Source organism: Azospirillum sp. TSO35-2 (assembly GCF_003116095.1).
Taxonomy (GTDB): domain Bacteria; phylum Pseudomonadota; class Alphaproteobacteria; order Azospirillales; family Azospirillaceae; genus Azospirillum.
The window spans coordinates 1,201,980-1,226,870 of record NZ_LGRA01000021.1; the positions used below are offsets into that span (position 1 = coordinate 1,201,980).

Annotated in this window: 25 protein-coding genes; 11 read left to right on the forward strand and 14 right to left on the reverse strand. The window is 68.6% G+C overall.

Annotated elements, in window-relative coordinates:
- Window positions 1–43: 43 nt before the first annotated feature.
- Genes TSO352_RS21525 through dctP form a run of 3 tightly spaced genes read right to left on the reverse strand, consistent with a single transcriptional unit; the run spans window position 44 to window position 2,975 of the window.
- A complete protein-coding gene (locus TSO352_RS21525) occupies window positions 44–1,381 on the reverse strand; it encodes a TRAP transporter large permease (RefSeq protein ID WP_109109268.1) in 1,338 nt (445 codons plus the stop codon).
- The gene (locus TSO352_RS21530) at window positions 1,381–1,941 is read right to left on the reverse strand and encodes a TRAP transporter small permease (RefSeq protein WP_109109269.1); all 561 of its coding nucleotides are present in this window, start codon (window positions 1,939–1,941) and stop codon (window positions 1,381–1,383) included. The genes TSO352_RS21525 and TSO352_RS21530 overlap by 1 nt, the downstream gene beginning before the upstream one ends.
- A complete protein-coding gene (gene dctP, locus TSO352_RS21535) occupies window positions 1,941–2,975 on the reverse strand; it encodes a TRAP transporter substrate-binding protein DctP (protein ID WP_199231688.1) in 1,035 nt (344 codons plus the stop codon). Before dctP ends, TSO352_RS21530 begins: the two co-directional genes overlap by 1 nt.
- A 411-nt stretch (window positions 2,976–3,386) precedes the next feature.
- On the opposite strand from dctP, the gene TSO352_RS21540 reads away from it, so the two are divergent.
- Window positions 3,387–4,097: a GntR family transcriptional regulator gene (locus tag TSO352_RS21540; RefSeq protein WP_109109270.1), complete on the forward strand. Its 711-nt coding sequence runs from the start codon at window positions 3,387–3,389 to the stop codon at window positions 4,095–4,097.
- A 47-nt stretch (window positions 4,098–4,144) separates the two neighbouring features.
- On the opposite strand, the gene TSO352_RS21545 is transcribed toward TSO352_RS21540, so the two are convergent.
- The 3 genes from TSO352_RS21545 to TSO352_RS21555 all read right to left on the reverse strand — a co-directional run bounded on the left by TSO352_RS21545 (window position 4,145) and on the right by TSO352_RS21555 (window position 7,153).
- The gene (locus TSO352_RS21545; RefSeq protein ID WP_109109271.1) at window positions 4,145–5,056 is read right to left on the reverse strand and encodes a ParB/RepB/Spo0J family partition protein; all 912 of its coding nucleotides are present in this window, start codon (window positions 5,054–5,056) and stop codon (window positions 4,145–4,147) included.
- Entirely contained in the window at window positions 5,046–6,059 is a 1,014-nt protein-coding gene (locus tag TSO352_RS21550; RefSeq protein ID WP_109109272.1) for an AAA family ATPase, read from the reverse strand. Before TSO352_RS21550 ends, TSO352_RS21545 begins: the two co-directional genes overlap by 11 nt.
- A gap of 152 nt (window positions 6,060–6,211) precedes the next feature.
- Window positions 6,212–7,153: a cation diffusion facilitator family transporter gene (locus tag TSO352_RS21555; protein WP_109109273.1), complete on the reverse strand. Its 942-nt coding sequence runs from the start codon at window positions 7,151–7,153 to the stop codon at window positions 6,212–6,214.
- A 650-nt stretch (window positions 7,154–7,803) separates the two neighbouring features.
- On the opposite strand from TSO352_RS21555, the gene TSO352_RS21560 reads away from it, so the two are divergent.
- Window positions 7,804–8,733: a replication protein RepA gene (locus tag TSO352_RS21560; protein WP_109109274.1), complete on the forward strand. Its 930-nt coding sequence runs from the start codon at window positions 7,804–7,806 to the stop codon at window positions 8,731–8,733.
- A 181-nt stretch (window positions 8,734–8,914) separates the two neighbouring features.
- Here TSO352_RS21560 and TSO352_RS21565 read toward each other — a convergent pair whose 3' ends face one another.
- A complete protein-coding gene (locus tag TSO352_RS21565; RefSeq protein ID WP_247872297.1) occupies window positions 8,915–10,147 on the reverse strand; it encodes an HPP family protein in 1,233 nt (410 codons plus the stop codon).
- Between the two features lie 151 nt (window positions 10,148–10,298).
- On the opposite strand from TSO352_RS21565, the gene soxR reads away from it, so the two are divergent.
- The 4 genes from soxR (at window position 10,299) to TSO352_RS21585 (ending at window position 13,476) form a co-directional block, all read left to right on the forward strand.
- Complete coding sequence (soxR, locus tag TSO352_RS21570; RefSeq protein ID WP_109109276.1) at window positions 10,299–10,754, forward strand: redox-sensitive transcriptional activator SoxR; 456 nt, start codon at window positions 10,299–10,301, stop codon at window positions 10,752–10,754.
- A gap of 134 nt (window positions 10,755–10,888) precedes the next feature.
- Window positions 10,889–12,070, forward strand: a complete 1,182-nt coding sequence (locus TSO352_RS21575) for a D-alanyl-D-alanine carboxypeptidase family protein (RefSeq protein WP_247872298.1) — start codon at window positions 10,889–10,891, stop codon at window positions 12,068–12,070.
- A 96-nt stretch (window positions 12,071–12,166) separates the two neighbouring features.
- The gene (locus TSO352_RS21580; protein ID WP_109109277.1) at window positions 12,167–12,946 is read left to right on the forward strand and encodes an MBL fold metallo-hydrolase; all 780 of its coding nucleotides are present in this window, start codon (window positions 12,167–12,169) and stop codon (window positions 12,944–12,946) included.
- A gap of 68 nt (window positions 12,947–13,014) precedes the next feature.
- Complete coding sequence (locus tag TSO352_RS21585) at window positions 13,015–13,476, forward strand: cupin domain-containing protein (RefSeq protein ID WP_109109278.1); 462 nt, start codon at window positions 13,015–13,017, stop codon at window positions 13,474–13,476.
- A 66-nt stretch (window positions 13,477–13,542) separates the two neighbouring features.
- Here TSO352_RS21585 and TSO352_RS21590 read toward each other — a convergent pair whose 3' ends face one another.
- The 5 genes from TSO352_RS21590 to TSO352_RS21610 all read right to left on the reverse strand — a co-directional run bounded on the left by TSO352_RS21590 (window position 13,543) and on the right by TSO352_RS21610 (window position 17,682).
- On the reverse strand, window positions 13,543–15,228 hold the full coding sequence (locus tag TSO352_RS21590; protein WP_109109279.1) for a CHASE3 domain-containing protein: 1,686 nt from the start codon (window positions 15,226–15,228) through the stop codon (window positions 13,543–13,545).
- 293 nt (window positions 15,229–15,521) lie between these two features.
- Entirely contained in the window at window positions 15,522–16,031 is a 510-nt protein-coding gene (locus TSO352_RS21595) for a GNAT family N-acetyltransferase (protein WP_109109280.1), read from the reverse strand.
- 90 nt (window positions 16,032–16,121) lie between these two features.
- Window positions 16,122–16,532, reverse strand: a complete 411-nt coding sequence (locus TSO352_RS21600; RefSeq protein ID WP_109109281.1) for a hypothetical protein — start codon at window positions 16,530–16,532, stop codon at window positions 16,122–16,124.
- Window positions 16,533–16,565: 33 nt separating this feature from the next.
- Window positions 16,566–17,006, reverse strand: a complete 441-nt coding sequence (locus TSO352_RS21605; protein WP_109109282.1) for a hypothetical protein — start codon at window positions 17,004–17,006, stop codon at window positions 16,566–16,568.
- 163 nt (window positions 17,007–17,169) lie between these two features.
- Window positions 17,170–17,682 (reverse strand): ferritin-like domain-containing protein, encoded by a 513-nt coding sequence (locus TSO352_RS21610; RefSeq protein WP_109109283.1) that lies wholly within the window; start codon window positions 17,680–17,682, stop codon window positions 17,170–17,172.
- Between the two features lie 206 nt (window positions 17,683–17,888).
- On the opposite strand from TSO352_RS21610, the gene TSO352_RS21615 reads away from it, so the two are divergent.
- Window positions 17,889–18,098, forward strand: a complete 210-nt coding sequence (locus tag TSO352_RS21615; protein WP_109109284.1) for a hypothetical protein — start codon at window positions 17,889–17,891, stop codon at window positions 18,096–18,098.
- A 330-nt stretch (window positions 18,099–18,428) separates the two neighbouring features.
- A complete protein-coding gene (locus TSO352_RS21620) occupies window positions 18,429–18,896 on the forward strand; it encodes a hypothetical protein (RefSeq protein WP_109109285.1) in 468 nt (155 codons plus the stop codon).
- Between the two features lie 183 nt (window positions 18,897–19,079).
- On the opposite strand, the gene TSO352_RS21625 is transcribed toward TSO352_RS21620, so the two are convergent.
- Window positions 19,080–19,523 (reverse strand): MucR family transcriptional regulator, encoded by a 444-nt coding sequence (locus TSO352_RS21625; RefSeq protein ID WP_042701716.1) that lies wholly within the window; start codon window positions 19,521–19,523, stop codon window positions 19,080–19,082.
- A gap of 517 nt (window positions 19,524–20,040) precedes the next feature.
- On the opposite strand from TSO352_RS21625, the gene rpiB reads away from it, so the two are divergent.
- From rpiB to nrdR, 3 genes are all read left to right on the forward strand, one after another.
- Window positions 20,041–20,478 (forward strand): ribose 5-phosphate isomerase B, encoded by a 438-nt coding sequence (gene rpiB, locus TSO352_RS21630; protein WP_109109286.1) that lies wholly within the window; start codon window positions 20,041–20,043, stop codon window positions 20,476–20,478.
- A gap of 162 nt (window positions 20,479–20,640) precedes the next feature.
- A complete protein-coding gene (gene glyA / locus TSO352_RS21635; RefSeq protein ID WP_109109287.1) occupies window positions 20,641–21,942 on the forward strand; it encodes a serine hydroxymethyltransferase in 1,302 nt (433 codons plus the stop codon).
- Between the two features lie 47 nt (window positions 21,943–21,989).
- Window positions 21,990–22,457 (forward strand): transcriptional regulator NrdR, encoded by a 468-nt coding sequence (gene nrdR, locus TSO352_RS21640; protein WP_109109288.1) that lies wholly within the window; start codon window positions 21,990–21,992, stop codon window positions 22,455–22,457.
- A 91-nt stretch (window positions 22,458–22,548) separates the two neighbouring features.
- Here nrdR and TSO352_RS21645 read toward each other — a convergent pair whose 3' ends face one another.
- Entirely contained in the window at window positions 22,549–24,651 is a 2,103-nt protein-coding gene (locus tag TSO352_RS21645) for a sodium-translocating pyrophosphatase (protein ID WP_109109289.1), read from the reverse strand.
- Window positions 24,652–24,891: the final 240 nt, after the last annotated feature.

A 24,891-nucleotide genomic window follows, 5' to 3' on the forward strand; every position in this document is an offset into this window, starting at 1 on the left:
CGCAGGGCGCGGGCGACTCAAGTTTTCTCGACGGCGGCGCGGCTCAGCCGCCGTACACCCAGCCGGGAAGGGCGGTGGCGATGCCGGGGGCCAGGCAGAGCAGCAGGACGCACAGCATGATCAGGCCGACGAAGGGCATGACGCCCCAGATGACGTCCTTCAGCGGGATGTCCGGCGCGATGTTCTTGATGACGAAGATGTTCAGCCCGACCGGGGGATGGATCAGCCCCATCTCCATCACCACCATCATGACCACGCCGAACCAGATCAGGTCGAAACCGGCGGCGCGCAGCGGCGGCAGGATGATCGGCGCCGTCATCAGGATGATCGACACCGGCGGCAGGAAGAAGCCCAGCACCACCACCATCAGCAGGATCGCCGCCAGCAGCACCCAGCGCGACAGCTTCAGCGCCACGATGGCCTCCGCCGCGCTCTGGCTGATGTGCAGGTAGCTCATCACGTAGGAATAGAGCAGCGACATGCCGATGATCATCATCAGCATCGTCGATTCCCGCAGCGTCGCCGTCAGCATCGGGCCGAACTGGTCCAGCCGGTGGGCGCCATAGACCAGCGCCACCAGCGCCAGCGCCAGCACGCCGCCCAGCCCGGCGGTCTCCGACGGGGTGGCGAAGCCGCCATAGAGCGCCACCATGACGCCGGTCAGCAGGATGACGAAGGGCAGGACGCGCGGCAGCGACGACAGCTTCTCCCGGGTGGTGAAGCGCTCCTCCGACAGCAGGGGCGAGTCGAGCCGGCCCTGCTCCAGCGCCAGCCGCTTTTCCTTGCGGAAGCGCAGCACGGCGTAGGTCGCGAACAGCACCACCATCAGGATGCCGGGGCCGATGCCGGCCAGGAACAGCCGGCCCAGCGACTGTTCGGCGGCAACGGCGTAGAGGATCATGGTGATCGACGGCGGCAGCAGGATGCCCAGCGTGCCGCCGGCGGCGATGATGCCGGCGGCGAACCCGCCGGAATAGCCACGCCGCCGCATCTCCGGGATGCCGGCGCTGCCGATCGCCGAACAGGTCGCCGGGCTGGATCCGGCCATCGCCGCGAACAGGCCGCAAGCGAAGACGTTGGCGACGCCGAGGCCGCCCGGCACCCGGTGCAGCCAGGCGTGCAGCGCCGAATAGAGGTCGGCGCCGGCCCGCGACTTGCCGATCGCCGCCCCCTTCAGGATGAACAGCGGGATGGTCAGCAGGGTTATGCTGGCCATTTCCTCGTAGACGTTCTGCGCCACGGTATCCAGCGCCGCCGCCGGCATGAAGACGACCATGAACAGCGTCGCCACCAGCCCCAGCGCGAAGGCGATCGGGATGCCGGCGAACAGCATGCCGAAGGTCGCCGCCCCGTACATCAGCCCGAGTTCGAGGGCGCCCATCAGCCCAGCTCCCCATCGCGCAGCAGGAAGTCCAGCAGTTGCAGCAGGATCTGCACCGACAGCAGGCTCATGCCGAACGCCATGAAGGAATAGGGAATCCACAGCGGCGGCGCCCAGGAGGACTGGGTCACCATGCCGTCGACCCAGGCCTCGTGCCACAGCGTCCAGGATTTCCAGGAAAAGAAGGCGCAGAAGCCGAAGGAGGCGAGGTCGGCGACGAAGCGGCGCCAGCGCTCCACCGCCGGCGGCAGCAGCTCCGCCACCGCGTCGATGGCGACATGGCCGCGCCGCGCCTGCACCCAGGCCGCCGACATGAAGGTGGCGCCGACCAGCAGGAACACCGCCATCTCGTCCTGCCAGTCGGCCGGGTGATGGAAGGCGTAGCGGACGACGGCCTCGTGCGTCAGCACGACGCCCGCCGCCACCAGGGCGATGGCCGCCAGCACGACGACGACGCGGTTGACCAGCGCCAGCGCCGCCCCGACCGTGCGCAACGCCGGGGAACGCAACACCGGCTCACCGGCGCTCCCCAGCACCAGGTTGCGTTCCGCGGCCGACATCAGACCTGCTCCGCCAGCTTCAGCAGGCGGGCGCCGTCCTTGACCCGGTCGGCGAAGTCCTTCCAGGCGGTTTCCCGGGCGATCTCGGTCCAGCGCTTCACCGCGTCGGCGGTCATGTCGGCGGTGGCGACGCCGGCCTTGCCGTAGATCTCGGCGACCCGCGCATCGTCCTCTTGCGCCGCCTTGTAGCCGAAATCCTCCATCTCCAGCCCGACCTGCTCGACCACCTTCTGCTGGTCGGGTGTCAGGGCGTCGAAGACGCTCTTCGACATCATCAGCGGTTCCATCATGAACCAATAGCTGTGCTGGCGCGGCACGGTCAGGTGCTTGGCCAGTTCCTCCAGCTTGAACGAGATCAGGCTGGTCGAGGAGGTGATGGCGGCGTCGACCGCGCCGGTCTGCATGCCGGCGTACAGCTCGTTGGACGGGATGGTGCTGACCGCCGCGCCGGCGGCCTTCAGCATCATGTCCATCTCGCGGCTGCCGCCGCGGATCTTCATGCCCTTGACGTCGTCGGGGGTCATCACCGCGCCGGACCGCGACGCGGTGCCGCCGGCCTGCCAGATCCAGGTCAGCAGCTTGACGCCCTTGCCGTCGAGGATGCGCGCCAGTTCCTGGCCGATCTCGGCGTTGCGCCACTTGCGGCCCTGCTCGTAGCTGGTGACCAGGCAGGGCATCAGCCCGAGATTGGCCTCCGGCACCTCGCCGCCGGCGTAGGGCAGGGGGTAGAGGCTGAGATCGAGCGCGCCCTTCCGCAGCGCGCTGAACTGCGCCAGCGTCTTCATCAGCGACGAGCTGGGGTAGATCTCGAACTTCAGCGCCCCGCCGGTCCGCTTTTCCACCTCGGCGGCGAAGCGGCGGGTGATGCGGTCGCGGAAATCACCCTCCTCCAGGGTGCCACCCGGGAACTGGTGGGAGATTTTCAGGGTGCGGGCCTCGGCCGCCCAGCCCAGGCGGGACGCGGCGACGATGGCCGGGGCGGCCAGAGGGACGGCCAGGGCGGCGCCGACCACGGCGCGACGCGAAACGATCATGATGGGTGGACCCCTTCCGTTGGGCACGGCCTTGCCCATGCCGCGCCCCGGCGCCAAGGGGCGGGGATGGCGCGGCCGGACAGCCGGTGCGGGACCTGTCTTCAGCGGTGATGCGGAGACGCCTGCGGCCTGACGGTCAGGTGTGCGGGTCGAGGGGAAGCCAGCGCGTCATCGTGTCCTCCTGTATCGCTGTCTTGGCCGACGTCGCTGCGGCGGGCTGTATCACCCATTCGTCTTCTTGCATGCGATCGGCATCTTAGTGCATACATGAAATGGTCCGTATGGGCAATTGTTTTGTCACTATTGTATGCGGAAGGGGCGGAACCGGTTAGAATGCCGACGTCGAATGCCGCCCTGGAACACCGCCCTGGACTGCAGACGTCGGGCGACCACACCGCCGCAGGAGCCAGCATGAGCGAACAGAACACCGATCAGCCCGCCCCCCCGTTCGAAGAGGCCAAGCTGAACCGGGCCGACCGGCTGCGCGTGGCGATCGAGGAGGACATCGCGTCGGGCCGTCTGCCGCCCGGCTCCCGGTTGGAGGAAAGCGCGCTGGCCGAACGCTTCAACGTCTCGCGCACCCCGGTGCGGGAGGCGCTGGCCCAACTGGCCTCGGCCGGCTTCGTCGAGATGCGGCCACGGCAGGGCGCGGTGGTCGCGACGCTCAGCATCGACACCATCCTCGAGATGTTCGAGGTGATGGCGAACCTGGAGTCCCTCTGCGCCGAACTTTGCGCCCGGCGCATGACCGCCGAGGGCCATGCCGCCCTGCTGGCGCTGCACCGGCGCTGCGAGGAGGTGATCACCAACGGCGACATCGACGCCTATTACGACGCCAACCGGCGCTTCCACGAGGCGATCTACGCCGGCAGCCACAACCGCCATCTGGAAGAGATGACGCGGGCGCTGCGCAACCGCGTCTCCTCCTACCGGCGCATCCAGTTGAAGCATCCCGGCCGGCCGCGCCGGTCCTGGCAGGAGCATGACCTCATCGTCCAGGCCATCCTGCAGGGCGACCCCGACCGGGCGCGCACGCTCACCAAGCAGCACATCGCCATCCAGGGCGACACCTTCACCGACTTCATGGCGCTGCTGCGCGCCTCCCGCCTCGACGTCGCCTGAAGGGTGGGACGCCCGCCGCCGTTGTGGGACGTCCCACACCCTTGCGGTCAGGCGTCCTCCGCCCCGTCAAGAATGGCGTCGATTTCCGCCCGCAGGCGCAGCAGCCGTTCGCGGTTGTCGGTGTCGAGGTAGCGGCTCTGCTCCCGCACCACGGCGACGTCGCGCATGATCCGCTTGACGCTCGCCTGCAGCGTCCGCGCCGCCTCGTGCGGGCCGATCTCCCGTGCGGTGCCGTTCGGCGCCACGCCCTGGGCGTGGTCCCGCTTGGCTTGGCGCACCGCCTTGACGCTGGCCCCCTCCTTCGCCTGCGCCCACAGCGCCGGTCGCAGCTCCGCCGAGGCGGCGGCGATCTCGATCATCACCGAGCGCGAGATGTGGGCAAACTCGGCGGCGTACTCCTCCAGCATGTCGGCCGGCAGGGTCAGGATCGCCAGCAGCTTGGTGACGTCGGTGCGGTCGCGGCCGACCACCGCCGCCAGCTCGTCGTGGGTGTAGCCGTGCTTCTCGACCAGCCGGCCGAGCGCGGTGGCGTACTCCACCGCGTTCAGGTCGACGCGCTGGACGTTGTCGATCAGCCCGATCTCGTCCGGGTCGCCGGAGGTCAGGATGGCGAAGACGGTCTTGCGGCCCAGCATCTCGTGCGCGCGGACCCGGCGTTCGCCACCGATCAGCAGATACTCGCCCTGGGGCAGCGGACGCACCAGGATCGGGTTCTGCAGGCCGTGCCGGTCGATCGAGGCGGCGAGGCTGCGCAGCTCCGCCTCGTCGAAATGCCGGCGCGGCTGGTCGGGGTTGCGGTGGACCTGACCGAGGTCGAGTTCCACGACGTGCGGGAAGCCGGCCGAGGTGCCGAACAGCCGGTCGGTGCCGATGGTCAACCCGCCGGCCAGCGCGCCGGTCGCCGGGGTGGGGGCGTTGCCCAGCAGTTCCTTGGTCTTGCGCTCGAACTTACGCGACATGGCTCGCCTCCCGACGCTGGGCGTAGGCGCGGATCTGGCGCGCCACCTCATGGAAGGTCTCCGCACCCGGCGCCTTGGGGTCGCCGGCCAGCGTGATCATCCCGGCCGCCGCCGCCTTGCCGTAGACGGTGGCTCGTGGGATCGGCGCGAAGACCGGCACCTGGTCGGCGTAGGATTCGCGCAGCTCCTGCAGGGTCGCGCGGTCCTGGGTCAGGCGGTCGTTGTACATGGTGGGGATGATGCCGGCGATCCGCAGGCCGGGGTTCACCCGGCGGCGGATGCGGGTGATGGTGTCGACCAGCCGCTTGACCCCCAGCAGGGCCAGCGCCTCCGTCTGCACCGGCACGATCACCAGCTCGGCCGCCGACAGCGCGTTGGCGGTCACCAGCCCGAGGTTCGGCGCGCAGTCCATCACCACGAAGTCATAGACGTGGCGCAAATCCTCCAGCTTCTCGCGCAGGATGAGGCCGCCGGTCGAATCCGCCGCCAGCTCGACGTCGGCATCGGCCAGCGACAGGCCGGCGGGGACGAGGTCGAGGCCGTGTTCCCCCGTCGGCATGATGACCGAGGTCAGCGGCTCTTCGGAGCGCAGGACGTAGTAGAGGGTCTTGCGCTGCTGCTCCAGCGCGACGATGGCGGCGTTGCCGACGCCGACATGGACGGTGGCGTTGCTCTGCGAATCGCAGTCGATCAGCAGCACCCGGGCGCCGCCCTCGGTCAGGGCGTAGGCGAGGTTCACCGCGGTCGCGGTCTTGCCGACGCCGCCCTTCTGGTTGGCGATGGCCAGGAAGGTCGCCGACCGCGGCCGCTCCGCGGTCGACTGGCCGACGAGAAAGTCGAGCAGCTGCTGCGGGATGCGCTCCGCCCCGCTTTCCCAGCGGCTGATCTTCGCCTTGGTGTAGCTGCGGCCGAGCTGCCCGTTCAGCCAGTCGGCGAACTGGGTCTGGTTCTCGCCGCGGCGCTCCCGCATCTGGCGCATGTCGTCGCCCCCGATCGACAGCATCGGCAACCCCCTCCGGTTCGGTGTCCCGAACTCTGAGCAAGTTGCCGGAACTTTGTCAAGGAAGCCCAAGCGGAGTTGCCGCAACAATTCCACCGGTGTGGGCCGGCTGCCGCGGTGGAGGGCGTCGTCACGGCCGCATCCGCCGGCATGGCTCAGACCCGGCCGTCGGCCGACCGCAACTCGGTGAAGACGCGCCGGATTTCCGGATAGCGCTCCCTCACCCGGCGCTCGATCCGCGCCAGCATCGTCTCGACATGGCCGGCGGTGATGTCGTCGTGCACGTCCAGGCTGAGGTTCACGATCACCGAATCGGGCCCCAGATGGATGGTCAGCACCTCGTTGACCCGGTCGATGGCGGCCTCGTCCTCCAGCATGGCGCGCACGCCGTTCACCAGATCGGGGCGAGCCGCCTCGCCGATCAGCAGGCTCTTGGTCTCATAGGCGAGGAAGGCGGCGGTGATCGCCAGCACCGCGCCGATCAGCACCGACCCGACGCCGTCGAACCGCGGCTGGTCCAGCAGCAGGTCGGCCGACAGCGCGGCGGCGGCAATGAGCAGCCCGACCAGCGCCGCGCTGTCCTCGAACAGGACGATGAAGACGGTGGGGTCCTTGCTGGCCCGGACCGAGGCGATCACCCCGCCCGGCCCGCGGTGCGCGTTGAACTCCCGCAGTGCGATCACCCAGCTGACCGCCTCCATCACCAGCGCGACAGCGAGGACGACGAAGTTGATCCACGGCGACTCGATCGGCTGCGGGTGCAGGATCTTCTCCACCCCCTCATACACCGACACCACGGCGCCGCCGGCAAAGATGACCAGCGCCACCACGAAGGGCCAGAAATACAGCTCGCGCGCATAGCCGAAGGGGTGCCGGTCGTCCGGCGGCCTCTTCGACCTCGCAAGGCCGACCAGCATCAGCGCCTCGTTGCCGGTGTCCACCAGGGAATGGACCGCCTCGCTCAGCATCGACGAGCTGCCGGTGATGACGGCGGCGACGAACTTGGTGACGGTGATGGCAAGGTTGGCGGCGATGGCGGCGTAGACCACCCGGTTCGCGCCCTCCGACCGCTCCGTCGCTGTGATGTCCTGCGGCATGCCTTCCTTTTGCCGGCGGTCCGGCGTGGCGTTCCCAAGCGGGCGTTCCCGTGCCGGGACAACTGCGCCGCGGCACCGGCGGTTCCCTGACCGCGCCCCCGGCGACCGACCGCCTTGAACTTTGGTGACGCCTGCCGATGGAGCGACTCGGTGGGACTCTTGAACTTTGGTGACGCCCCGGCCCGGCAGCCCCCGGGAATCCCCCGGGAATCCTTGAACTTTGGTGACGCTCGCAACGCCGAGTCGGGCTTGAACTCTGGTGACGCCCGCGGTTTTCGGTGCCGCGGCCACCGTCTCGGCCGGTCAACCCGCGAAACGGCCAGCGAAACGACCGGCAAAAACCTGAACTTTGGTGACGCTTCGGACCGGCCTGGACCCCGAATCGCCGCGGACAGAGCGTCACCAAGGTTCAAATTGCGGCGGCGAGTCGCCCACAGGCGGCCGGTTTATCCCCATGAACTCTGGTGACGCCCGGCTTGAACTGTGGTGACGCGACTCGGTTTATCCCCTGAACTTTGGTGACGAATCTAATAGTTAGACCCTAATAGCTTCCAATTAGACCGCGTCACCAAGGTTCAAATTGCCATCGGCCGCGGCCGGGGTGTTGTATCCGACAGGATCGGCGAACCGGTCGTGGTGAGGAGATCGTCATGGGAAGCATTCATCGTTTGATCGAGACCCATGGGCGCGATGGCGCCCTAGCCCTGGTTTCCGACGAGGAGCGCCCGTTGATCGACATCGCCGCCGCGGTCCAGGCAGCGGAAAACAGCAAGCTCGGCATCACCTACGCCGGATTCTGCCAGACGGCGCTGCCCCACCGCCAGCTTCCCGACGATCAACATTGGGAACGCCCGGGCCACAAGGTCAAGCTGGTGATCCAGCCCGGCGTGATCGAGGACCGGCACGGCGTCACCCGGCGCATCGGCGTGCCCTACGGCAGCCGGGCGCGGATGATCCTGCTCTACCTGCAGACCCGCGCCATCCAGACCGGCAATCCGGAGGTCGAGCTGGGCGGGTCGATGCATGACTGGCTGAAGCGGATGGACATCCCGATCTGCGGCAAGGCCTACCGCGACGTCGAGGATCAGGCCGCCCGGCTGTCGGCCTGCCACCTGACCTTCTTCACCGACGCCGACGGCGGGCGCCGGCAGAGCAAGGAGTCGATCGTCGCCGACGCCATCCAGCTCCGCCGCCCCGACGACCGCCAGGGCACGCTGTTCACCGACACGGTGCGGCTCAGCGACAGCTTTTTCAAGGCGTTGCGCGAACACCCGGTGCCCGTCGCCGAAGAGGCGCTGAAGGCGATCAGCGGCAAGTCGATGGCGCTGGACGTCTACATCTGGCTCGCCTACCGGCTGCATTCGCTCGACCGGCCGACGCCGATCACCTGGACCGCGCTGCACGGCCAGTTCGGCGCCGGCTACGCCCTGGTGCGCCAGTTCAAAACCAAGTTCATCCCCAACCTGAAATACGCGCTGGCCGCCTACCCCGACGCGCGGGTGGAGGAGGCGAGCGACGGGCTGATCCTGCACCCGTCGCGGCCGCCGATCACCGAACGCGCGATGGCCCGGATCGCCTGAGCGTCATCGCCTGAACTTTGGTGACCCTGAACTTTGGTGACGGGGGCTCCGGCGGCAACCGCCTGAGCCCCCTTGAACTTTGGTGACGCGTTGTCCGGTGACGTGTTGAGAACCGCCCCACGCTTGCAAGCCTGAAGGGTGCAAGCGTGGGGCGTCACCAAAGTTCAAGACTCCCGCCGCTCTACCGCCGTCCGGCCGAGACATCGCGCAGATAGGCGCGGGGCGGCTGGCCGTTCTGGCCCTGGCCGCTGTCCTGCACCGCACGGGACAGGGCGGCGCGCGCCAGCACGACCAGCAGGTCGGTTTGCGTGACCAGCCCCAGCAGCCGCCGGTTCTGGTCGACGATCACCACGTCGTGCGTCTTGCCGTCGGACAGCCGGCCGAGCAGGCGGAAGACCGGCGTGTCGGGCCGTTCCGTCACCGCCGGGGTCATGATCGAGGCGACGCGGGCGCCGTTGCGGAACGGATCGCCGTGCGACAGCTGCTCGTGCCCGATCATGCCGACCACCGCGTTCTGCGCATCGACCACCGGCAGGGTGCGGAAGCCATGCTCGATCAGCCTAGCCCGGGCGACCTGCGGGTGGCTGTCCAGCGTGACCGAGATGACGTCGCGGGACATGACGTCCCGGCAGGTCATGTCGGCGTGCAGCCGCTCCAGCGCGTGCAGTTCGGCGTTCACCAGCAGCACGCCGAGATCGTCGCGGTTGACGTCCAGCGTCTCGGCCAGCTCGCGCAGCGCGTCGTCGACGTCGCCCTGGATGATGCCGGGCCGCAGTTGGGGCGGCAGGTCGCTCGTGCGGTGCGTGTTGGCCGCCACCTGCCGGGTCCTGTGCGGGTAGGAGTGCCCCGACAGCCGGTGGAACATCAGCCCGGCGGTGACCAGCAGGATCGAATTCACGGCGACCGGGAAAAAGGCGAACTTGATCCCCAGATCGGCCACCGCCGGCCCGCCCAGCACCGCCGTCAGCGCCGCGGCCCCACCCGGCGGGTGCAGGCAGCGCGTCAGCGACATGGTGGCGATCGCCAGCGCCACCGCGGCGGCCCCCGCCAGCATCGGGTCGGGTATGATGCTGGCGACCAGGATGCCGACGATCGCCGACAGCGTGTTGCCGCCGACGATCGACCAGGGCTGGGCCAGCGGGCTGGCCGGCACCGCGAACAACAGGACCGCCGACGCGCCCATCGGCGCCACCAGCACCGGGGCGCTGCTCACGAAGTCCAGCATGTTGCGGCACAGCAGACCGGTCGCCGCGATGCCCAGCAGGGCGCCGCAGCAGGCGATCATGCGGTCCCGCAGCGTGGCGCCCGGCAGGATGGGCCGAAAGATGCCGCCGCTTCGTCCCGCCGTTTCCCCCCGGCCGGCCGGCGCGGCGCCGAACCACTCTGCGACCCTGCGGAGCAGGGCCGCACACATTCCCCTCACCATCCTTGTGATACCCCCAACGTGGTTTCGCCATCCGGAATTTCCGCGAAGTCGGGGGAGGCTAAAACCTCAACAGAACTTGAGGTCAAGCGGAAAAGGCGCCAGACTGGTGGGACCGAGGGTTGCGTGAGGGAGGACCGCGATGCTGTCGCCGGAGGATTACGACAAGGACCTGACGGTGGGGGAGGTGGCCCGCCGGGCCGGCGTGGCCGTGTCCACCATCCATTTCTACGAGGCGCAGGGGTTGATCCGCAGCTGGCGCAACACCGGCAACCAGCGCCGCTTCTCCCGCGACGTGCTGCGCCGTGTCGCGGTCATCAAGGTGGCGCAGCGGCTGGGCATCTCGCTGGCCTCGATCGCCGACGCGCTGGGAACGCTGCCGCAGGACCGCTCGCCGACCACGGCGGACTGGCGGCGCATGTCGGAACGCTGGCGGGCCGAACTGGACGACCGCATCACCAAGCTGACCAAGCTGCGCGACAACCTGGACGGCTGCATCGGCTGCGGCTGCCTGTCGATCCGCGACTGCCCGCTGCGCAACCCCTGGGACGAGCTTGGCGACGGCGGCGCCGGTCCGCGGCTGCTCGACCCGGCCTGAAGCCTGGGGCATCGCTCAAACCCCCACGAAAAAAAGTGATGCGGGCGGGCGCGGGATGGTCCATGCAGGCGGCCGGTTCGCCCGTGCCCATGGTGGGCCGCAGGGCAAGACCGTTCGCCAAGGGGATCAAGAGGGTGATCGTCGTCAATCCGCGGCCTCGTTCGGAAGGCCGGTCCGCAGGCCGGTTCGGCCGGCTTGCCGCCACTCTCGCCGGGGCCTTGGCCGTCCTGCTGGCGCCGGCCGCCGCCCTGGCGCTCGGTGCCCCGGACACGGCGGCGCGGCAGGTGTATCTGGTCGATCTGTCCACCGGCGCCGTGCTGATGGACAAGAACGGCGAGACGCGCATGGCGCCGTCGTCGATGACCAAGATGATGACCGCCTACCTCACCTACGAGGCGACCGTCCAGGGCCGCACGACGCTCGACACCACCGTTCCGATCAGCCAGACGGCGTGGAAGATGGGCGGGTCGCGCATGTTCGTGAAGCTGGGCAGCCAGGTGCGGGTGGAGGATCTGCTGCGCGGGCTGCTGATCGATTCGGGCAACGACGCGGCGGTGGCGCTGGCCGAGGGGCTGGCCGGCAGCGAGCCGGCCTTCGCCGCCCTGATGAACGCCAAGGCGCGTGAGCTGGGGATGGCCGACACCCACTTCATGAACGCCAGCGGCTGGCCCGACCCCAACCACTACACGACCGCCCATGACCTGGCGATCCTGGCCACCCACCTGATCCGCGACTTCCCGCAATTCTACCATTACGAGTCGGAACGGACCTTCACCTGGAACGGCATCCGCCAGGGCAACCGCAACCCGCTGCTCTACCACCCGGTCAGCGTCGACGGCATCAAGACCGGCCACACCGAGATCGGCGGCTATGGCCTGACCGCCTCGGGCGAGCGCCAGGGGCGCCGCCTCGTGCTGGTCGTCAACGGCCTGCCGTCGGCGCAGGCGCGCAACGACGAGCCGGCCCGGCTGCTCGACTGGGCGTGGAACAGCTTCCGGCTCTACCCGCTGCTGCGCCAGGGCGAGCTGATCGGGCAGGCGCCGGTGTGGATGGGGGCGGAGGACAGCGTCCCGGTGACGGTCGCCCGCGACGTCGCGGTGACGATGGCGCCGATGGACCGCGGCAGCCTGCGGGTCGTCACCACCCTGTCCGAGCCGTTGCCGACCCCGATCCGTCGGGGCGACGTGATCGGCCAGCTTCGGGTGGAGTATGACGGGGCCGTCCGCCAGCGGGTCGATCTGGTCGCCGGGGCCGACGTCCCCGCCTCCTCCGGCCTGACCGCCCTGGGGCAGAGGCTCGGCTGGCTGTTCCACTGACGGCGCTTTGTCGGGCGGAAAACATGGCGCTATCCTGACGCGGGCCGCCCGCGGCGCCAGCCGATTCCCGCCACCCGCCCCCTCGAGGAGACCATCATGCCCGTCCAGATCGCCGAGCGCTGGTTCGAGATCCGGCGGATCGATGACGACATCACCGTGCTGTGGGAACCGCATGTGGTGCCGCTGCTCCGCTGCAACATCTGGCATGTGCGCGGGCGGGACCGCGACCTGCTGGTGGACACCGGCATGGGCATCTGCAGCCTGCGCGACGCCGCCCGCGACCTGTTCGACAAGCCGGTCATCGCCGCGGCGACCCACACCCACACCGACCATGTCGGCGGCCATCACGAGTTCGACACCTGCCTGGTCCACCGGCTGGAGGCGGATCGGCTGGAACGGCCGCGCGGCCGCAGCGCCCTGCACACGCGCGACTCCAGCGCCGAGGAGCTGCGGAAGCTCCGCGACGCCGGCTACGAGGTGGGCGAGGAGCTGATCACCGCCCTGCCTCACGCGGGGTACGAGCTGGACGGCTACCAAGTGAAGCCGGCCCGGGCGACCATCATCGTCGACGAGGCCGACATCGTCGATCTCGGCGACCGCCAGTTCGAAATCCTGCATCTGCCCGGCCACTCGCCGGGCGGCATCGGCCTGTGGGAGCCGTCGACCGGCACGCTGTTCTCCGGCGACGCGATCTATGACGGCCCGCTGCTGGACGACATTCCCGGCGCCGACATCGACGATTACTGCCGCACCATGGAGCGGCTGCGCCAACTGCCGGTCAGCGTCGTCCACGCCGGCCACGACCCCAGCTTCGGGCGCGACCGGCTGGTGGAACTGGCGACCGGCTACCTGGAGCGGCGGTCAGGGCGTCCGTGAGCGTTTCGACGACCGATTCCGAACCTTCCCGTGTTTGCGCTGTCTCCAACCGAACAGGACGTCCATCCATGGCCTTTCGCCCGCTTCCCCTTGCCGGCATCACCCTGCTGACCGCCGTCGCGTTGCTGCCCGCTGTGGCGGACGCCCGGCCGATGGAGGTGAGCTGCACCGTCCTGCTGCCCCCGGCCCCCGTCGCCGGCTTGCCCGGGACCTTGCGCATGGTGGAAAAGCTGACCGTGCCGCCCGGCGCGGACGCGCACCGCCACAAGCACGACATCGACGAGCTGGTCGAGGTGCTGAGCGGCAGCGGGCATCTGTCCATCGACGGCAAGCCCGATGCCGAGCTGAAGCCCGGCGTGGTGGTGGAGGTGCCGCCGAACACCCTGCACCAGCAGCACAACGGCAGCGAGACGGAGCCGCTGGTCTACACCGCCACCTTCATCGGCAAGGCCGGCGCCCATCTGCTGACCCGGTACGCCGGTGAGAAGGACCAGCCGGCGGGATGCCCGCACAGCCTGGCAAAGAAGTAAGGCTCGCGCCGGGGACGGCGCGAGCCTGACGACACCTCGACCGGACCGGGAGGGGCGCCCGCCGGATCAGGCGGCGTTGACCTCCGCCACGAAGCGCCGCACCTCGTCCTTGAGGCGCTCGGACTGGTTGGAGACGTTCTCCACGCTGGAGGAGACCAGCCGCATCCGCTCGCTGGTCGTCGTCATGGTGGCCGACAGCGACCCGACGCTGCTGGTGACGCGGCGGGAGTTGTCGGCGGCGGTGCGGGCGTTGGCGAAGATCTGGTGGGTCGCCGCCTCCTGCTGCTGCACGGCGGAGGCGACCTCGCCGTTCAGCCCGCTCAGGTTGGTGATCAGGGTGGCGATGCCTTCGATGGCGCCGATGGCGTTGGTGGTGGCCGCCCGGATCGCGCTGACCTGCGACTGGATGTCCTCGGTCGCCTTGGCGGTCTGGGTGGCGAGGCTCTTGACCTCGCTCGCCACCACGGCGAAGCCCTTGCCGGCTTCGCCCGCCCGCGCCGCCTCGATGGTGGCGTTCAGCGCCAGCAGGTTGGTCTGGCCGGCGATCGAGTTGATCAGCTCGACCACGGCGCCGATCTTCTGCGCGCCATCGGCCAGCCCGGACACCACGCTGTTGGCGCGACCGGCACCGGACACCGCCCGTTCGGCGACGCGGGTCGACTGGGCGACCTGCCGGCCGATCTCGGCGATGGACGACGACAGCTCTTCCGCGGCGGCGGCGACGGTCTGCACGTTGGCGGAGGCCTGTTCGGCCGCCGACGCCACGGTCGTGCTCTGCCGGTTGGCTTCGTCCGCCGTGCTGGTGAGGGCGCCGGCCGACTGCTGCATCTGGGTCGCGGCGCCCGATAGCGTCTGCACCACCGCGGTGACGTTGCCTTCGAAGGCGCGCATCAACGCGTCCAACCGGGTGGCGCGGCGGGTCTTGGCCTCCTCCTCGGCGCCTTGGGCGACGGCCAGCCGCTCCGCTTCGATGGCGTTGCGCTTGAAGACGTCGACCGCCTCGGCCATCGCGCCGACCTCGTCCCGGCGGCCGACGCCGGGCACCTCGACCGCGCGGTCCCCATGGGCCAGCGTGCTCATCGCGGCGGTCATGGCGATGATCGGCGTGGCGATGGCGCGGCGGAGCAGCAGGCCGGCGCCGACGGCGACCAGAACCGACGCCAGCGCACCGGCGACGGCGGTGGTGTAGCCGGTGGAGAAGGCGGATTTCTGCTCGTCGCTGCGGACGGTCAGCAGCGCCCGTTCGGCATCCTCGATCTGCGCGATCAGGACGCGGATGGTGTCCATCGAGGCCTTGCCCAGCGCCCTGGCTTCCATCGCGCGCGCCTCTTCGCGCGATTCGGCCTTGGACATCAGGGCGATTTCCTTGTCCGCCACCGTCTGGCGCCACGCCATCGCGTGCGTGCGCACATCGTCCAGGCGGCGCTGCTGCTGCGGGTTGTCGGCGGTCAGGGTCTTGACCTCGGCGAAGGCGGCGTCGAAGGCCCGCTCGCCCTTGCGGTAGGGATCCAGGAAGGCCGGATCGCCGCTGACCAAAAAGCCGCGCAGCCCGGTTTCCTGATCGACCATGGCGGCCATCACCGATTCGGCGCTCTGCAGCACCTTGTAGGTGTGGAGCGTCCAGCCGATGGACGACTGGATCGAGGACAGGGTGGCGTAATTGGCGAAACTGATCCCGCCGATGATGACGACCAGCGCGGCGAACGCCGCCAGCAGCTTTCCGCCGATGCGAAGGTTGGTAAACCAGGACATGTTCTTGGCCTCTTCTGACCGGATGGGCGTGTCTCTGTGCGGACAGCCGCTTCGCCTCGAGCCTGATGACCGAACGGGTGCGTGTCCTGCCCATCCGGATGGCGCAGCAGATACGATGACGAAGTCGATTTCGATCATCCGAATTCCGGCGTATGCCGAAATCAAACGGCCGTTATGACCTGTGTATGGCCTGTCTCCGAAGAAAACATTAACGGCTGCTGATGGTCACGACAGTGACGCAGCCAAGCGCGACTTGCCATACCGAAGTATGTACCCCGTTGCCGAGGTCCAGCTTACTTGGGCATGACTGGGGATTCGCGATGGACCCGGCGGATCAGGCGCATGTCGATGTGGGGAATGCCGAAATCGTCATAAGCCGGGGACATCCGCCCGAAGCCGAAGCTGCCGTAGAAACGCTCCAGATACAGCTGCGCACCGATGACGACGTCGTGGTCGGGCCAGCGCTCCGCCAGCACCGCCAACGACTCGGCAACCAGCGCGCGGCCCAGCCCGGTCCCGCGATGCGACGGCGCCACGGCCAGCCGGCCGAACGATGCGCTGCCGGCGGCTTCCCCGGCGGCGTCGGGAGCCATTTCGGGATCCAGGCAGCGGGCGCAGCCGACGATGGTCCCGCGGTCGTCGGTGGCGATCAGATGCAGCGCGCCGGGGTCGCGGCCGTCGATGTCGGGGTAGGGGCAGGCCTGTTCCACCACGAACACGCTGCTGCGCAGTTGCAGCATGTCGTGCAGCTCGCGGCTGGTCAGCGCGGCGAAGGGGGCGCGGCGGATCGAGGCAACGGGCATGGGGGTCCCCAGAAGGGCGAGGGTGGACGCGGCCGTGCGCCGCTGTTCCGGGACATCGCCCGGCCGGCGCCCCGGCGGACGGTGTGTCCGTCAGGCGATGGCGTTGCGGATCATGTAGTCGGCGATGTCCTTGGGCTTCACCTTGACCTCGACCAGCGGTTCGTCGGCGGTCATCGCCTTGGCGACCAGCAGGCTGTTCTGCACGTTGGTCAGCGTGATGCGGAACACCCCGGTCGCCCCCTTCAGGCGGGGGTAGTAGGTCGGGTCGATCGTCTTTTCGCGGCGGCCGAGCCGGGCCAGCGCGTCGTCCTCGTCCACCTCGTCGACGGTCGCCGCGTGGACCAGCTTCCAGTCGGTCTCGCCACCCCAGCCGGCGGCGATGGCGGCCTTGGCCGCCGCCTCGTCCGCGGCGACGCCCAGCTTGAAGATGTGCTTGCCCTGCCCGACGTCGGACGCCCATTTGGTCAGGGCGGCGCTGCGTGCGACGTAGACGACGGCCATATCGGATCTCTCCTCCTTACTGGAGCGGCTCTGTTACTGCAGCGACGACTGGCGCGCGATCGGCGTGATCAGGATGCGGGTGATGACGTCCTTGCCGAACATGGCGATCACCGAGTCGTCGATCCGCCGGCGCAGGGCGGGGACGTTGGCGATGTTGCCGCGGACGACCCAGCCCTCGTCGATGCCCTTGTAGATGGCGGTCAGGATGGCGTCGTGCAGCCGGGGGATACTGAGCTGCACCTCGCCGAGCCGCAGGGCGTCGCCGACCTCCAGGTTCACTTCGACCTGGGTGTATTTCTCGACCCGGCCGGCGTTGACCACCGGCACCATCAGCGGCTTGATCCGGACCGACGGCGGCAGACCGCCCGCCGCCCCTTCGGACGCCAGGGCCGGACCCGGCGCGGTGACGGCGCCGAAGAGGATGGTGAGAGCCAGAAGCGGCGCGAGCATCAGGGCGAGCGGAACGGCGCGCATGGCAAAACACCACAAAGGACCGGGAGACCTTCAAGTCTACCGGTCCGTCGCGGTGGTTTCAACAGCGACCCGGACCGGCGAGCGGCCTGGGCGCAAAGGTCACGCGGCGTTGTGTCGCGGTGTCGGGCTGCCGGCTCAGGCCGCCCGCATCAGGTTGCCTGTATCAGGCCGCCTTGCGTCCGCTGGCGGCGATCGCCTTCTTGTTGACGTCGCCGATGGCCAGCTTGTTCAGCAGCGTGTCGGTGTCCTTTTCCTCCGTCAGCGTCTCTTCCAGCAGTTGGGCGACCTTGGTCAGGCCGCAGGCGGTGGCGTAGGCGTGGAGCGTGCCGTAGCTGGCGATCTCGTAATGCTCGACCTTCTGCGCCGCGGCGATCAGGGCGGCGTCCTGCACTTCGGGCGCGAGGCCCATCTCAAGGATTTCCTGGGCTTCGCTGATCAGCCCTTCCATCGCGTCGCAGTGCTTGCCGCGGGCGCGGGTGTCCAACTCGTCGAAGACCTGCTGCAGCCGTTCGATCTGGCCGTTGGTCTGTTCGACATGGTGTTCGAACGCCTGGCGGAGCTGGTCGGAGTGGGCGGCCTTCGCCAGTTTGGGCAGGGCCTTCGCGATCTGCTTCTCGGCGTGGTAAATGTCGCGAAGGTCCTCGATCAGCAGATCCTGCATCGTCTTGGCGGCCATGGTGACGAATTCCTTTCTCGCTGTGGATGTCGCGGAGCGGGTGCTCCGGGTGCGGCGGCGCGGCCGGGAACGCCGTTGGTGACGGTTCGGTCCGGTGCGCACCGGTCCGGCAGCATGGACAACAGGGACCGCCGCGTGGTGTTGCGGTCTCGGACGAGGGAATGGCCTTCGGGTAGTGGAAGGCGAACCAAACGGCGGAGGGCCAGATGGCAGGAGCGGGTGGGGACGGCGAGGTTCTGTTCGAGTTCCACCGGGTGGGGGCCTACATGAAGATTGTCGCCATCGACGGCAAGACCGGCGTGGAGGTGTCCGTGGTGGGCCCGGCGACCGGCAGCGCCGAGCTGCTGAAGCGCACGGCGGTCAACAAGCTGCGCTTCGTCCAGAGCAAGGACGCGCCCGGTGGTGGCCGGCGCTGAGCCGTGCCGGTGCCCGCCCGAAAAAGAACGCGCCGCCGGACGGGACCGGGCGGCGCGTGTCGAAGTCTGGCTTTTGCTGATGGTGAGCGCCGGCATGCCCCCGCCGATGGCCGCGGCGTGATGCCGCACCGCCGGTCGTAGAGCGAACCGCTCGACCCCGACACTAGACCTATGCCTGCCCGTTGGCACTGGCGCAGGGGGTTTAACGCTTGTAGAACCGCCTTTCACTGAACGAACGGTGCATAACCGAAGCGCTCGACGGACGCGACTCGATCCCGCTTCGCCGGTTTCCGTCAGTGCAGAGGAACGAAACCCCAGAGGAATGAGGCCATGGTTCGTGTGACGGCTTTCCTGCGCGCGTCCGTCCTGACGGCGGCGCTGGCGGCAACCACCCTGACGGCAACCCTGCTGGTTTCGCAGGCGGCGTCCCGGACGGCGTCCGCCGCCACGTCCACCCACAGCCAGTCGACCCACGGCGCCGGCGGGAAGCCCGGCCCCGGCGTGGCGCCCGGCGGCACCGCGCCCGGCGCGGCACCGCCCGCCTCGACCGCGCCGCAGCCGACCACCCCGGCGGCGGGCTGCCTCAAGCCGGGGGCGCCGATGTGCATGGACGATGCCTCCACCTTCGTCAGCGCCGACCGGATGTCGGCCTGCCAGGGCGAGGTGAAGGAGTATGTCGACAAGTCGATGACCTACCTGACCTGCCTGAACGACGAGAATGTGGCGACCGGGCGCGAGTTGAGCGGCAACGTCGAGCGCTTCAACTGCCGCCTGTCCGGACGCAAGGGCTGCAACTGAGGCCTGGTTGCGTCACCGCCCACCGCGAGCGGCAGGGATGCCTGCAAATCGCTCGCGCCTTCAATCAAACGGACGGGTAGGGGGCGGTCCAGACACGCGTACGGGCCGTGTCCCCGGGAGGGCCGGCCCGCGCAGCATACGGACGAAGGTGAACTGCCGGCCAGTCGACCGGTCAGACTGGTATCAACCGGCCTTGCGGCGGGTCTGGCGGCCGGAACTGCGGCCCAAACCGATGCGCTTGGCGAATTCCGACCGCTGGGCGGCGTAGTTCGGCGCGACCATCGGATAGTCGGGCGGAAGTCCCCAGCGCGAGCGATATTCGTCGGGCGACATGTTGTAGGTCGAGCGAAGGTGCCGCTTGAGCATCTTCAACTTCTTCCCGTCTTCCAGGCAGACGATGTATTCCGGTGTCACCGACTTGCGAATCGGAACGGCAGGCTTCAGCGGTTCCGCCGCGACCTCTCGCGGCTGACCGTTCAGTCCGGTCAGCGACGAATAGACGGTATTGATCACGTCGGGGATTTGCTGAGCAGGCAACACGTTCTTGCTGACATACGCCGATACGATGTCGGCCGTCATCCGCAGCAGCGCATTGTCCGGTACATCGGCGCGAAGCTGGTCGCTCATTGCACTGTGTCCTGGTCTTTCATTTGTCCGTAGCAACCAAGTTGCATACCATGATTTGGGTGTCAATATAAATTCGGCAAGCGGCAAATTAGTTGCTTTTGCGCTTCAGAACAAAGGTGACGGTCGTAAATCAGCCTTCGCTGAAAATCGCCGCCCGGTGGTGGCTGTGTCGCCGCTTTAAGGATCGTCTAGTAAGCGCCGGCTTTGGAATTTCCGCAGAATCCGGTGCGGCAACTGGTGCTTTGCAGCCACCTATAACGAATCGGCTATCTCCCTTGTTTCGCTGGCTCGACAACGAAGAGGTGAAATCCAAGTCTAAACGTTCGCGGGCATCAGCGGCCGCCACCGGACGGTCCGCCACGGCGCGCGCGCCAAGCCTGCCGCGACTCAACATCCGGCCATGCATCCATGTCATGGTGTGGCAGTGGCGGTTCGCACCGACATCTGGTAGGGTGCGGGCGTCTTTCGGCGTCTTTCGCCGCCAGCCGTTACCGCACGCACCGGAGTTCCCGCCGTCATGACCGTCCGCACCGTAGCGCTCGCCTCCGACCATGCCGGGTATGAGTTGAAGGCTCAGATCGCCCGGCAACTGGAGGGCGCGGGCTACGCCGTCCTCGACCTCGGGACCGACGGGCCGGCCTCGGTCGACTATCCGGATTTCGCCGCGGCGCTGGCCGCCGCCGTCACCGACGGCCGGGCGCAGCGCGGCGTGCTGATCTGCGGCAGCGGCATCGGCATCAGCATCGCCGCCAACCGCCATCCCGGCATCCGCGCCGCGCTGGTCCACGACGTCACCACCGCGCGCCTGTCGCGCGAACACAACGACGCCAACGTGATCGCGCTGGGCGCCCGCGTCATCGGGCCGGAGATCGCCAAGGACTGTGTCGACGTCTTCCTGAAGGCTGAATTCGAAGGTGGGGAGCGCCACAGCCGCCGCATCGCCAAGATGGGCTGAGCCCGTCGCACCGGGCAGCCTGGGCCGCAAGACCCGTTTCCATTGCGCATTCGGCCGCGAAGGCCCGCAGCCGGGACGCGACAGCTCCCGGACCGACCCGTCCGAAGCCCCAGCGCCGACGCCGCTGGGCCGCTTCACGCTTTCGATGAGGAACCTCCCGCCATGACCACCACCAACACCGCCGAGATCGGCCGCTTCTTCGCCGCCTCGCTCGCCGAGACCGATCCCGAACTGGCCCGCGCGGTGCGCGACGAGCTGGTGCGCCAGCAGGAGCAGATCGAGCTGATCGCGTCCGAGAACATCGTCTCCCAGGCGGTGCTGGAGGCCCAGGGCTCGGTCCTCACCAACAAGTACGCCGAGGGCTATCCGGGCAAGCGCTACTACGGCGGCTGCGAGTTCGTCGACGTCGCCGAGAACCTGGCGATCGAGCGCGCCTGCAAGCTGTTCGGCTGCGATTTCGCCAACGTGCAGCCGAACTCCGGCAGCCAGGCCAACCAGGCGGTGATGCTGGCGCTGCTGCAGCCGGGCGACTGCGTGCTCGGCATGTCGCTGGCCGCCGGCGGCCACCTGACCCACGGCGCCGCCCCCAACATGTCGGGCAAGTGGTTCAAGGCCGTGCAGTACGGCGTGCGCAAGGACGACCACCTGATCGACTTCGACCAGGTCGAGGCGCTGGCGCGCGAGCACAAGCCGAAGCTGATCATCGCCGGCGGCTCCGCCTACCCGCGGGTGCTGGACTACGCGCGCTTCCGCGCCATCGCGGACGAGGTCGGCGCCTTCTTCATGGTCGACATCGCCCACTACGCCGGGCTGATCGCCGGCGGCGTCTACCCGAACCCGTTCCCCTACGCCGACGTGGTCACCACCACCACCCACAAGACGCTGCGCGGGCCGCGCGGCGGCATGGTGCTGACCAACAAGGAAGACATCGCCAAGAAGATCAACTCGGCCGTGTTCCCCGGCCTGCAGGGCGGCCCGCTGATGCACGTCATCGCCGCCAAGGCGGTGGCCTTCGCCGAGGCGCTGCGTCCGGAGTTCAAGACCTACGCCCAGGCGGTGCTGGACAACGCCCGCGTGCTGTCGAAGACGCTGATCGAGGGCGGGCTGGACATCGTCTCGGGCGGCACCGACAGCCACATCGTGCTGGTCGACCTGCGGCCGAAGAACCTGACCGGCAAGGCGGCGGAAGCCAGCCTCGAGCACGCCGGCATGACCTGCAACAAGAACGGCGTGCCGTTCGACCCGCAGAAGCCGATGATCACCTCCGGCGTCCGTCTGGGCAGCCCGGCGGCGACCACCCGCGGCTTTGGCGTCGCCGAGTTCAAACAGGTCGGCGAGATGATCGTCGAGACGCTGGACGGCCTGGCCGCCAGCAACTCCGGCGACAACGCGGCGGTCGAGGCGGCGATGCGGGAGCGCGTGCGCGGCCTGTGCCGTCAGTTCCCGATCTATCCCACGCTGTAAGGCCGACCCCCAAGGCCGACCCTCCAACGCGATAAGGTGCTGAAGCGATGCGTTGCCCGTTCTGCGGAAACGAGGACACCCAGGTCAAGGACTCGCGCCCGACCGAAGACAACTCGGCGATCCGGCGGCGGCGCTTCTGCCCCAGTTGCAGCGCGCGCTTCACCACCTTCGAACGCGTCCAGTTGCGCGAGCTGACGGTGGTGAAGAGCAACGGCCAGCGCGAACCCTTCGACCGCGACAAGCTGCTGCGGTCGATGCGGATCGCGCTGCGCAAGCGCCCGATCGACGCCGACCGCATCGATCGGGTCGTCAACAGCCTGGTCCGCCAGCTCGAATCCTCCGGCGAGAGCGAAATCCCGTCGAAGCAGATCGGCGAGCGGATCATGGAGGCGTTGCAGACGCTGGATCAGGTCGCCTACATCCGCTACGCCTCGGTCTACAAGGACTTCCGCGAAGCCTCCGATTTCAACGAGTTCGTGGAACAGTTGGCTCCGGAAGCGTCGCCGGGGGTGTAGCCCCGCGCATCAAGCCATTGCCGAGACAAAAAACATCCCCGCTTTCGCGGGGATGTTTTTTTGCGACGAGCGTGCGTTCACACGCGGTGCGTCACCCGAACTGCGCCAGGATCGCCAGCAGCAGGATCGCCACGATGTTGGTGATCTTGATCATCGGGTTCACCGCCGGGCCGGCGGTGTCCTTGTAGGGGTCGCCGACGGTGTCGCCGGTCACCGCCGCCTTGTGGGCGTCGGACCCCTTGCCGCCGTGGTTGCCCTCCTCGATGTACTTCTTGGCGTTGTCCCAGGCGCCGCCGCCCGAGGTCATCGAGATGGCGACGAAGATGCCGGTGACGATGGTGCCCAGCAGCATCGCGCCCAGCGCCGCGAAGCCGGCCGCCCGCCCGCCGATGGTGGCGATGACGATGTACAGCACCACCGGCGCCAGCACCGGCAGCAGCGACGGGATCACCATCTCCTTGATCGCCGCCTTGGTCAACATGTCGACGGCGCGGCCGTAGTCGGGCTTGGCGGTGCCCTCCATGATGCCGGGGATCTCGCGGAACTGGCGCCGCACCTCCACCACCACCGATCCGGCGGCGCGACCGACCGCGGTCATGCCCATGGCGCCGAACAGATAGGGCAGCAGCCCGCCGACCAGCAGGCCGACGACGACGTAGGGGTCGTTCAGCCGGAACTCCACCGGGATGTTCGGGAAGTAGTGGCCGAGGTCCTGGACATAGGCGGCGAACAGCACCAGCGCCGCCAACCCGGCCGAGCCGATGGCGTAGCCCTTGGTCACCGCCTTGGTGGTGTTGCCGACGGCGTCCAGCGCGTCGGTGGTGACGCGGATGCTGGCGGGCATGTCCGACATCTCGGCGATGCCGCCGGCGTTGTCGGTCACCGGGCCATAGGCGTCGAGCGCCACCACCATGCCGGCCAGCGCCAGCATCGTCGTCGCGGCGATGCCGATGCCGAAGACGCCGGCCTGGCCATGGGCGATCAGGATGCCGGCGCAGATCACCAGCACCGGCAGGGCGGTCGATTCCATCGACACCGCCAGCCCCTGGATGACGTTGGTGCCGTGGCCGGTCTCCGACGCCTTGGCGATGCTGCGCACCGGCTTGAAGACCGTCGAGGTGTAATACTCGGTGATCCACACCAGAAGGCCGGTGACGCCCAGCCCGACCAGGGCGCAGACGAACAGGTTCAACCCGGAGACCGCCGTGCCGTCGCTCATCGGCAGGGCGCGGGTGAAGCCGAACAGGATGGCGGTGACGACCAGGATCAGCACCAGCGAAATCCCGGCCGCGACGGCCAACCCCTTGTACAGCGCGTTCATGATGTTGTTGTCGGGGCCGAGCCGCACCGCGTAGGTGCCGGCGACCGAGGCCAGGATGCACACCGCGCCGATCAGCAGCGGATAGACCAGCATCAGGCGCAACACCCCGCCGGTAAAGAAAATCGCCGCCAACAGCATGGTGGCGACGATGGTGACGGCGTAGGTCTCGAACAGGTCGGCGGCCATTCCGGCACAGTCGCCGACGTTGTCGCCGACATTGTCGGCGATGACCGCCGGGTTGCGAGGATCGTCCTCCGGGATGCCGGCCTCGACCTTGCCGACCAGATCGGCGCCGACGTCGGCCCCCTTGGTGAAGATGCCGCCGCCCAGCCGGGCGAAGATCGAGATCAGCGAGGCGCCGAAGCTGAGCGCGACCAGCGCCTCCAGCACCGTGCGGATCTCGACCGGATCGTTGACGTGGTAGATGGTGGTCATCAGGCCGAAATAGCCGCCGACGCCCAGCAGCCCAAGGCCGACCACCAGCATGCCGGTGATGGCGCCGGACTTGAACGCGATGTCCAGCGCCGGGGCGAGCCCGCGGGTCGCCGCCTCCGCGGTGCGGACGTTGGCGCGGACCGACACGTTCATGCCGATGTAGCCGGCGGTGCCCGACAGCACGGCGCCGATCAGGAAGCCGATCATCACCGGCAGCCCGAGCGTGATGCCCAGGATCACCAGCAGGACGACGCCGGCGATCGCGATGGTGGTGTATTGGCGGTTCAGATAGGCGCGTGCGCCCTCCTGCACCGCGGCGGCGATGGCCTGCATGCGCTCCGAACCCGGCGATGCGGCCATGACCTCCTTTCCGGTGCGAAAGCCGTAGGCCAGTGCGAGCAGGCCGGCGGCAATGATGACGATGAACGCTAAAGCCATCGCATCCCCCGATTTTTTAAAGGTCGCGCCCCAGAAAGGCTGCCCCCGATCGATGGAAGTGAGGGGGAAGTCGGGCGCAAGTATTCTCGGGAAAAAGCATGCCCAAGGCAGGGCCGCTTTGCAACCGCGACTCCGCCGCCGGCAGCGCGGCGAAATGGCCGGGTCTGCCTCTGACTTTTGTCCGTATCACCACGGTCTTGCGGTGCACAATGGGTGCGGGGTCGGTGCGGACGGCGGTGG

Excerpts from the sequence above, each read along its gene's own strand:
- TSO352_RS21525 (WP_109109268.1), bottom strand. The coding sequence starts at position 1,381 with ATGGGCGCCCTCGAACTCGGGCTGATGTACGGGGCGGCGACCTTCGGC.
- TSO352_RS21530 (WP_109109269.1), bottom strand. The coding sequence starts at position 1,941 with ATGTCGGCCGCGGAACGCAACCTGGTGCTGGGGAGCGCCGGTGAGCCG.
- dctP (WP_199231688.1), bottom strand. The coding sequence starts at position 2,975 with ATGATCGTTTCGCGTCGCGCCGTGGTCGGCGCCGCCCTGGCCGTCCCT.
- TSO352_RS21540 (WP_109109270.1), top strand. The coding sequence starts at position 3,387 with ATGAGCGAACAGAACACCGATCAGCCCGCCCCCCCGTTCGAAGAGGCC.
- TSO352_RS21545 (WP_109109271.1), bottom strand. The coding sequence starts at position 5,056 with ATGTCGCGTAAGTTCGAGCGCAAGACCAAGGAACTGCTGGGCAACGCC.
- TSO352_RS21550 (WP_109109272.1), bottom strand. The coding sequence starts at position 6,059 with ATGCTGTCGATCGGGGGCGACGACATGCGCCAGATGCGGGAGCGCCGC.
- TSO352_RS21555 (WP_109109273.1), bottom strand. The coding sequence starts at position 7,153 with ATGCCGCAGGACATCACAGCGACGGAGCGGTCGGAGGGCGCGAACCGG.
- TSO352_RS21560 (WP_109109274.1), top strand. The coding sequence starts at position 7,804 with ATGGGAAGCATTCATCGTTTGATCGAGACCCATGGGCGCGATGGCGCC.
- TSO352_RS21565 (WP_247872297.1), bottom strand. The coding sequence starts at position 10,147 with ATGTGTGCGGCCCTGCTCCGCAGGGTCGCAGAGTGGTTCGGCGCCGCG.
- soxR (WP_109109276.1), top strand. The coding sequence starts at position 10,299 with ATGCTGTCGCCGGAGGATTACGACAAGGACCTGACGGTGGGGGAGGTG.
- TSO352_RS21580 (WP_109109277.1), top strand. The coding sequence starts at position 12,167 with ATGCCCGTCCAGATCGCCGAGCGCTGGTTCGAGATCCGGCGGATCGAT.
- TSO352_RS21585 (WP_109109278.1), top strand. The coding sequence starts at position 13,015 with ATGGCCTTTCGCCCGCTTCCCCTTGCCGGCATCACCCTGCTGACCGCC.
- TSO352_RS21590 (WP_109109279.1), bottom strand. The coding sequence starts at position 15,228 with ATGTCCTGGTTTACCAACCTTCGCATCGGCGGAAAGCTGCTGGCGGCG.
- TSO352_RS21595 (WP_109109280.1), bottom strand. The coding sequence starts at position 16,031 with ATGCCCGTTGCCTCGATCCGCCGCGCCCCCTTCGCCGCGCTGACCAGC.
- TSO352_RS21600 (WP_109109281.1), bottom strand. The coding sequence starts at position 16,532 with ATGGCCGTCGTCTACGTCGCACGCAGCGCCGCCCTGACCAAATGGGCG.
- TSO352_RS21605 (WP_109109282.1), bottom strand. The coding sequence starts at position 17,006 with ATGCGCGCCGTTCCGCTCGCCCTGATGCTCGCGCCGCTTCTGGCTCTC.
- TSO352_RS21610 (WP_109109283.1), bottom strand. The coding sequence starts at position 17,682 with ATGGCCGCCAAGACGATGCAGGATCTGCTGATCGAGGACCTTCGCGAC.
- TSO352_RS21615 (WP_109109284.1), top strand. The coding sequence starts at position 17,889 with ATGGCAGGAGCGGGTGGGGACGGCGAGGTTCTGTTCGAGTTCCACCGG.
- TSO352_RS21620 (WP_109109285.1), top strand. The coding sequence starts at position 18,429 with ATGGTTCGTGTGACGGCTTTCCTGCGCGCGTCCGTCCTGACGGCGGCG.
- TSO352_RS21625 (WP_042701716.1), bottom strand. The coding sequence starts at position 19,523 with ATGAGCGACCAGCTTCGCGCCGATGTACCGGACAATGCGCTGCTGCGG.
- rpiB (WP_109109286.1), top strand. The coding sequence starts at position 20,041 with ATGACCGTCCGCACCGTAGCGCTCGCCTCCGACCATGCCGGGTATGAG.
- glyA (WP_109109287.1), top strand. The coding sequence starts at position 20,641 with ATGACCACCACCAACACCGCCGAGATCGGCCGCTTCTTCGCCGCCTCG.
- nrdR (WP_109109288.1), top strand. The coding sequence starts at position 21,990 with ATGCGTTGCCCGTTCTGCGGAAACGAGGACACCCAGGTCAAGGACTCG.
- TSO352_RS21645 (WP_109109289.1), bottom strand. The coding sequence starts at position 24,651 with ATGGCTTTAGCGTTCATCGTCATCATTGCCGCCGGCCTGCTCGCACTG.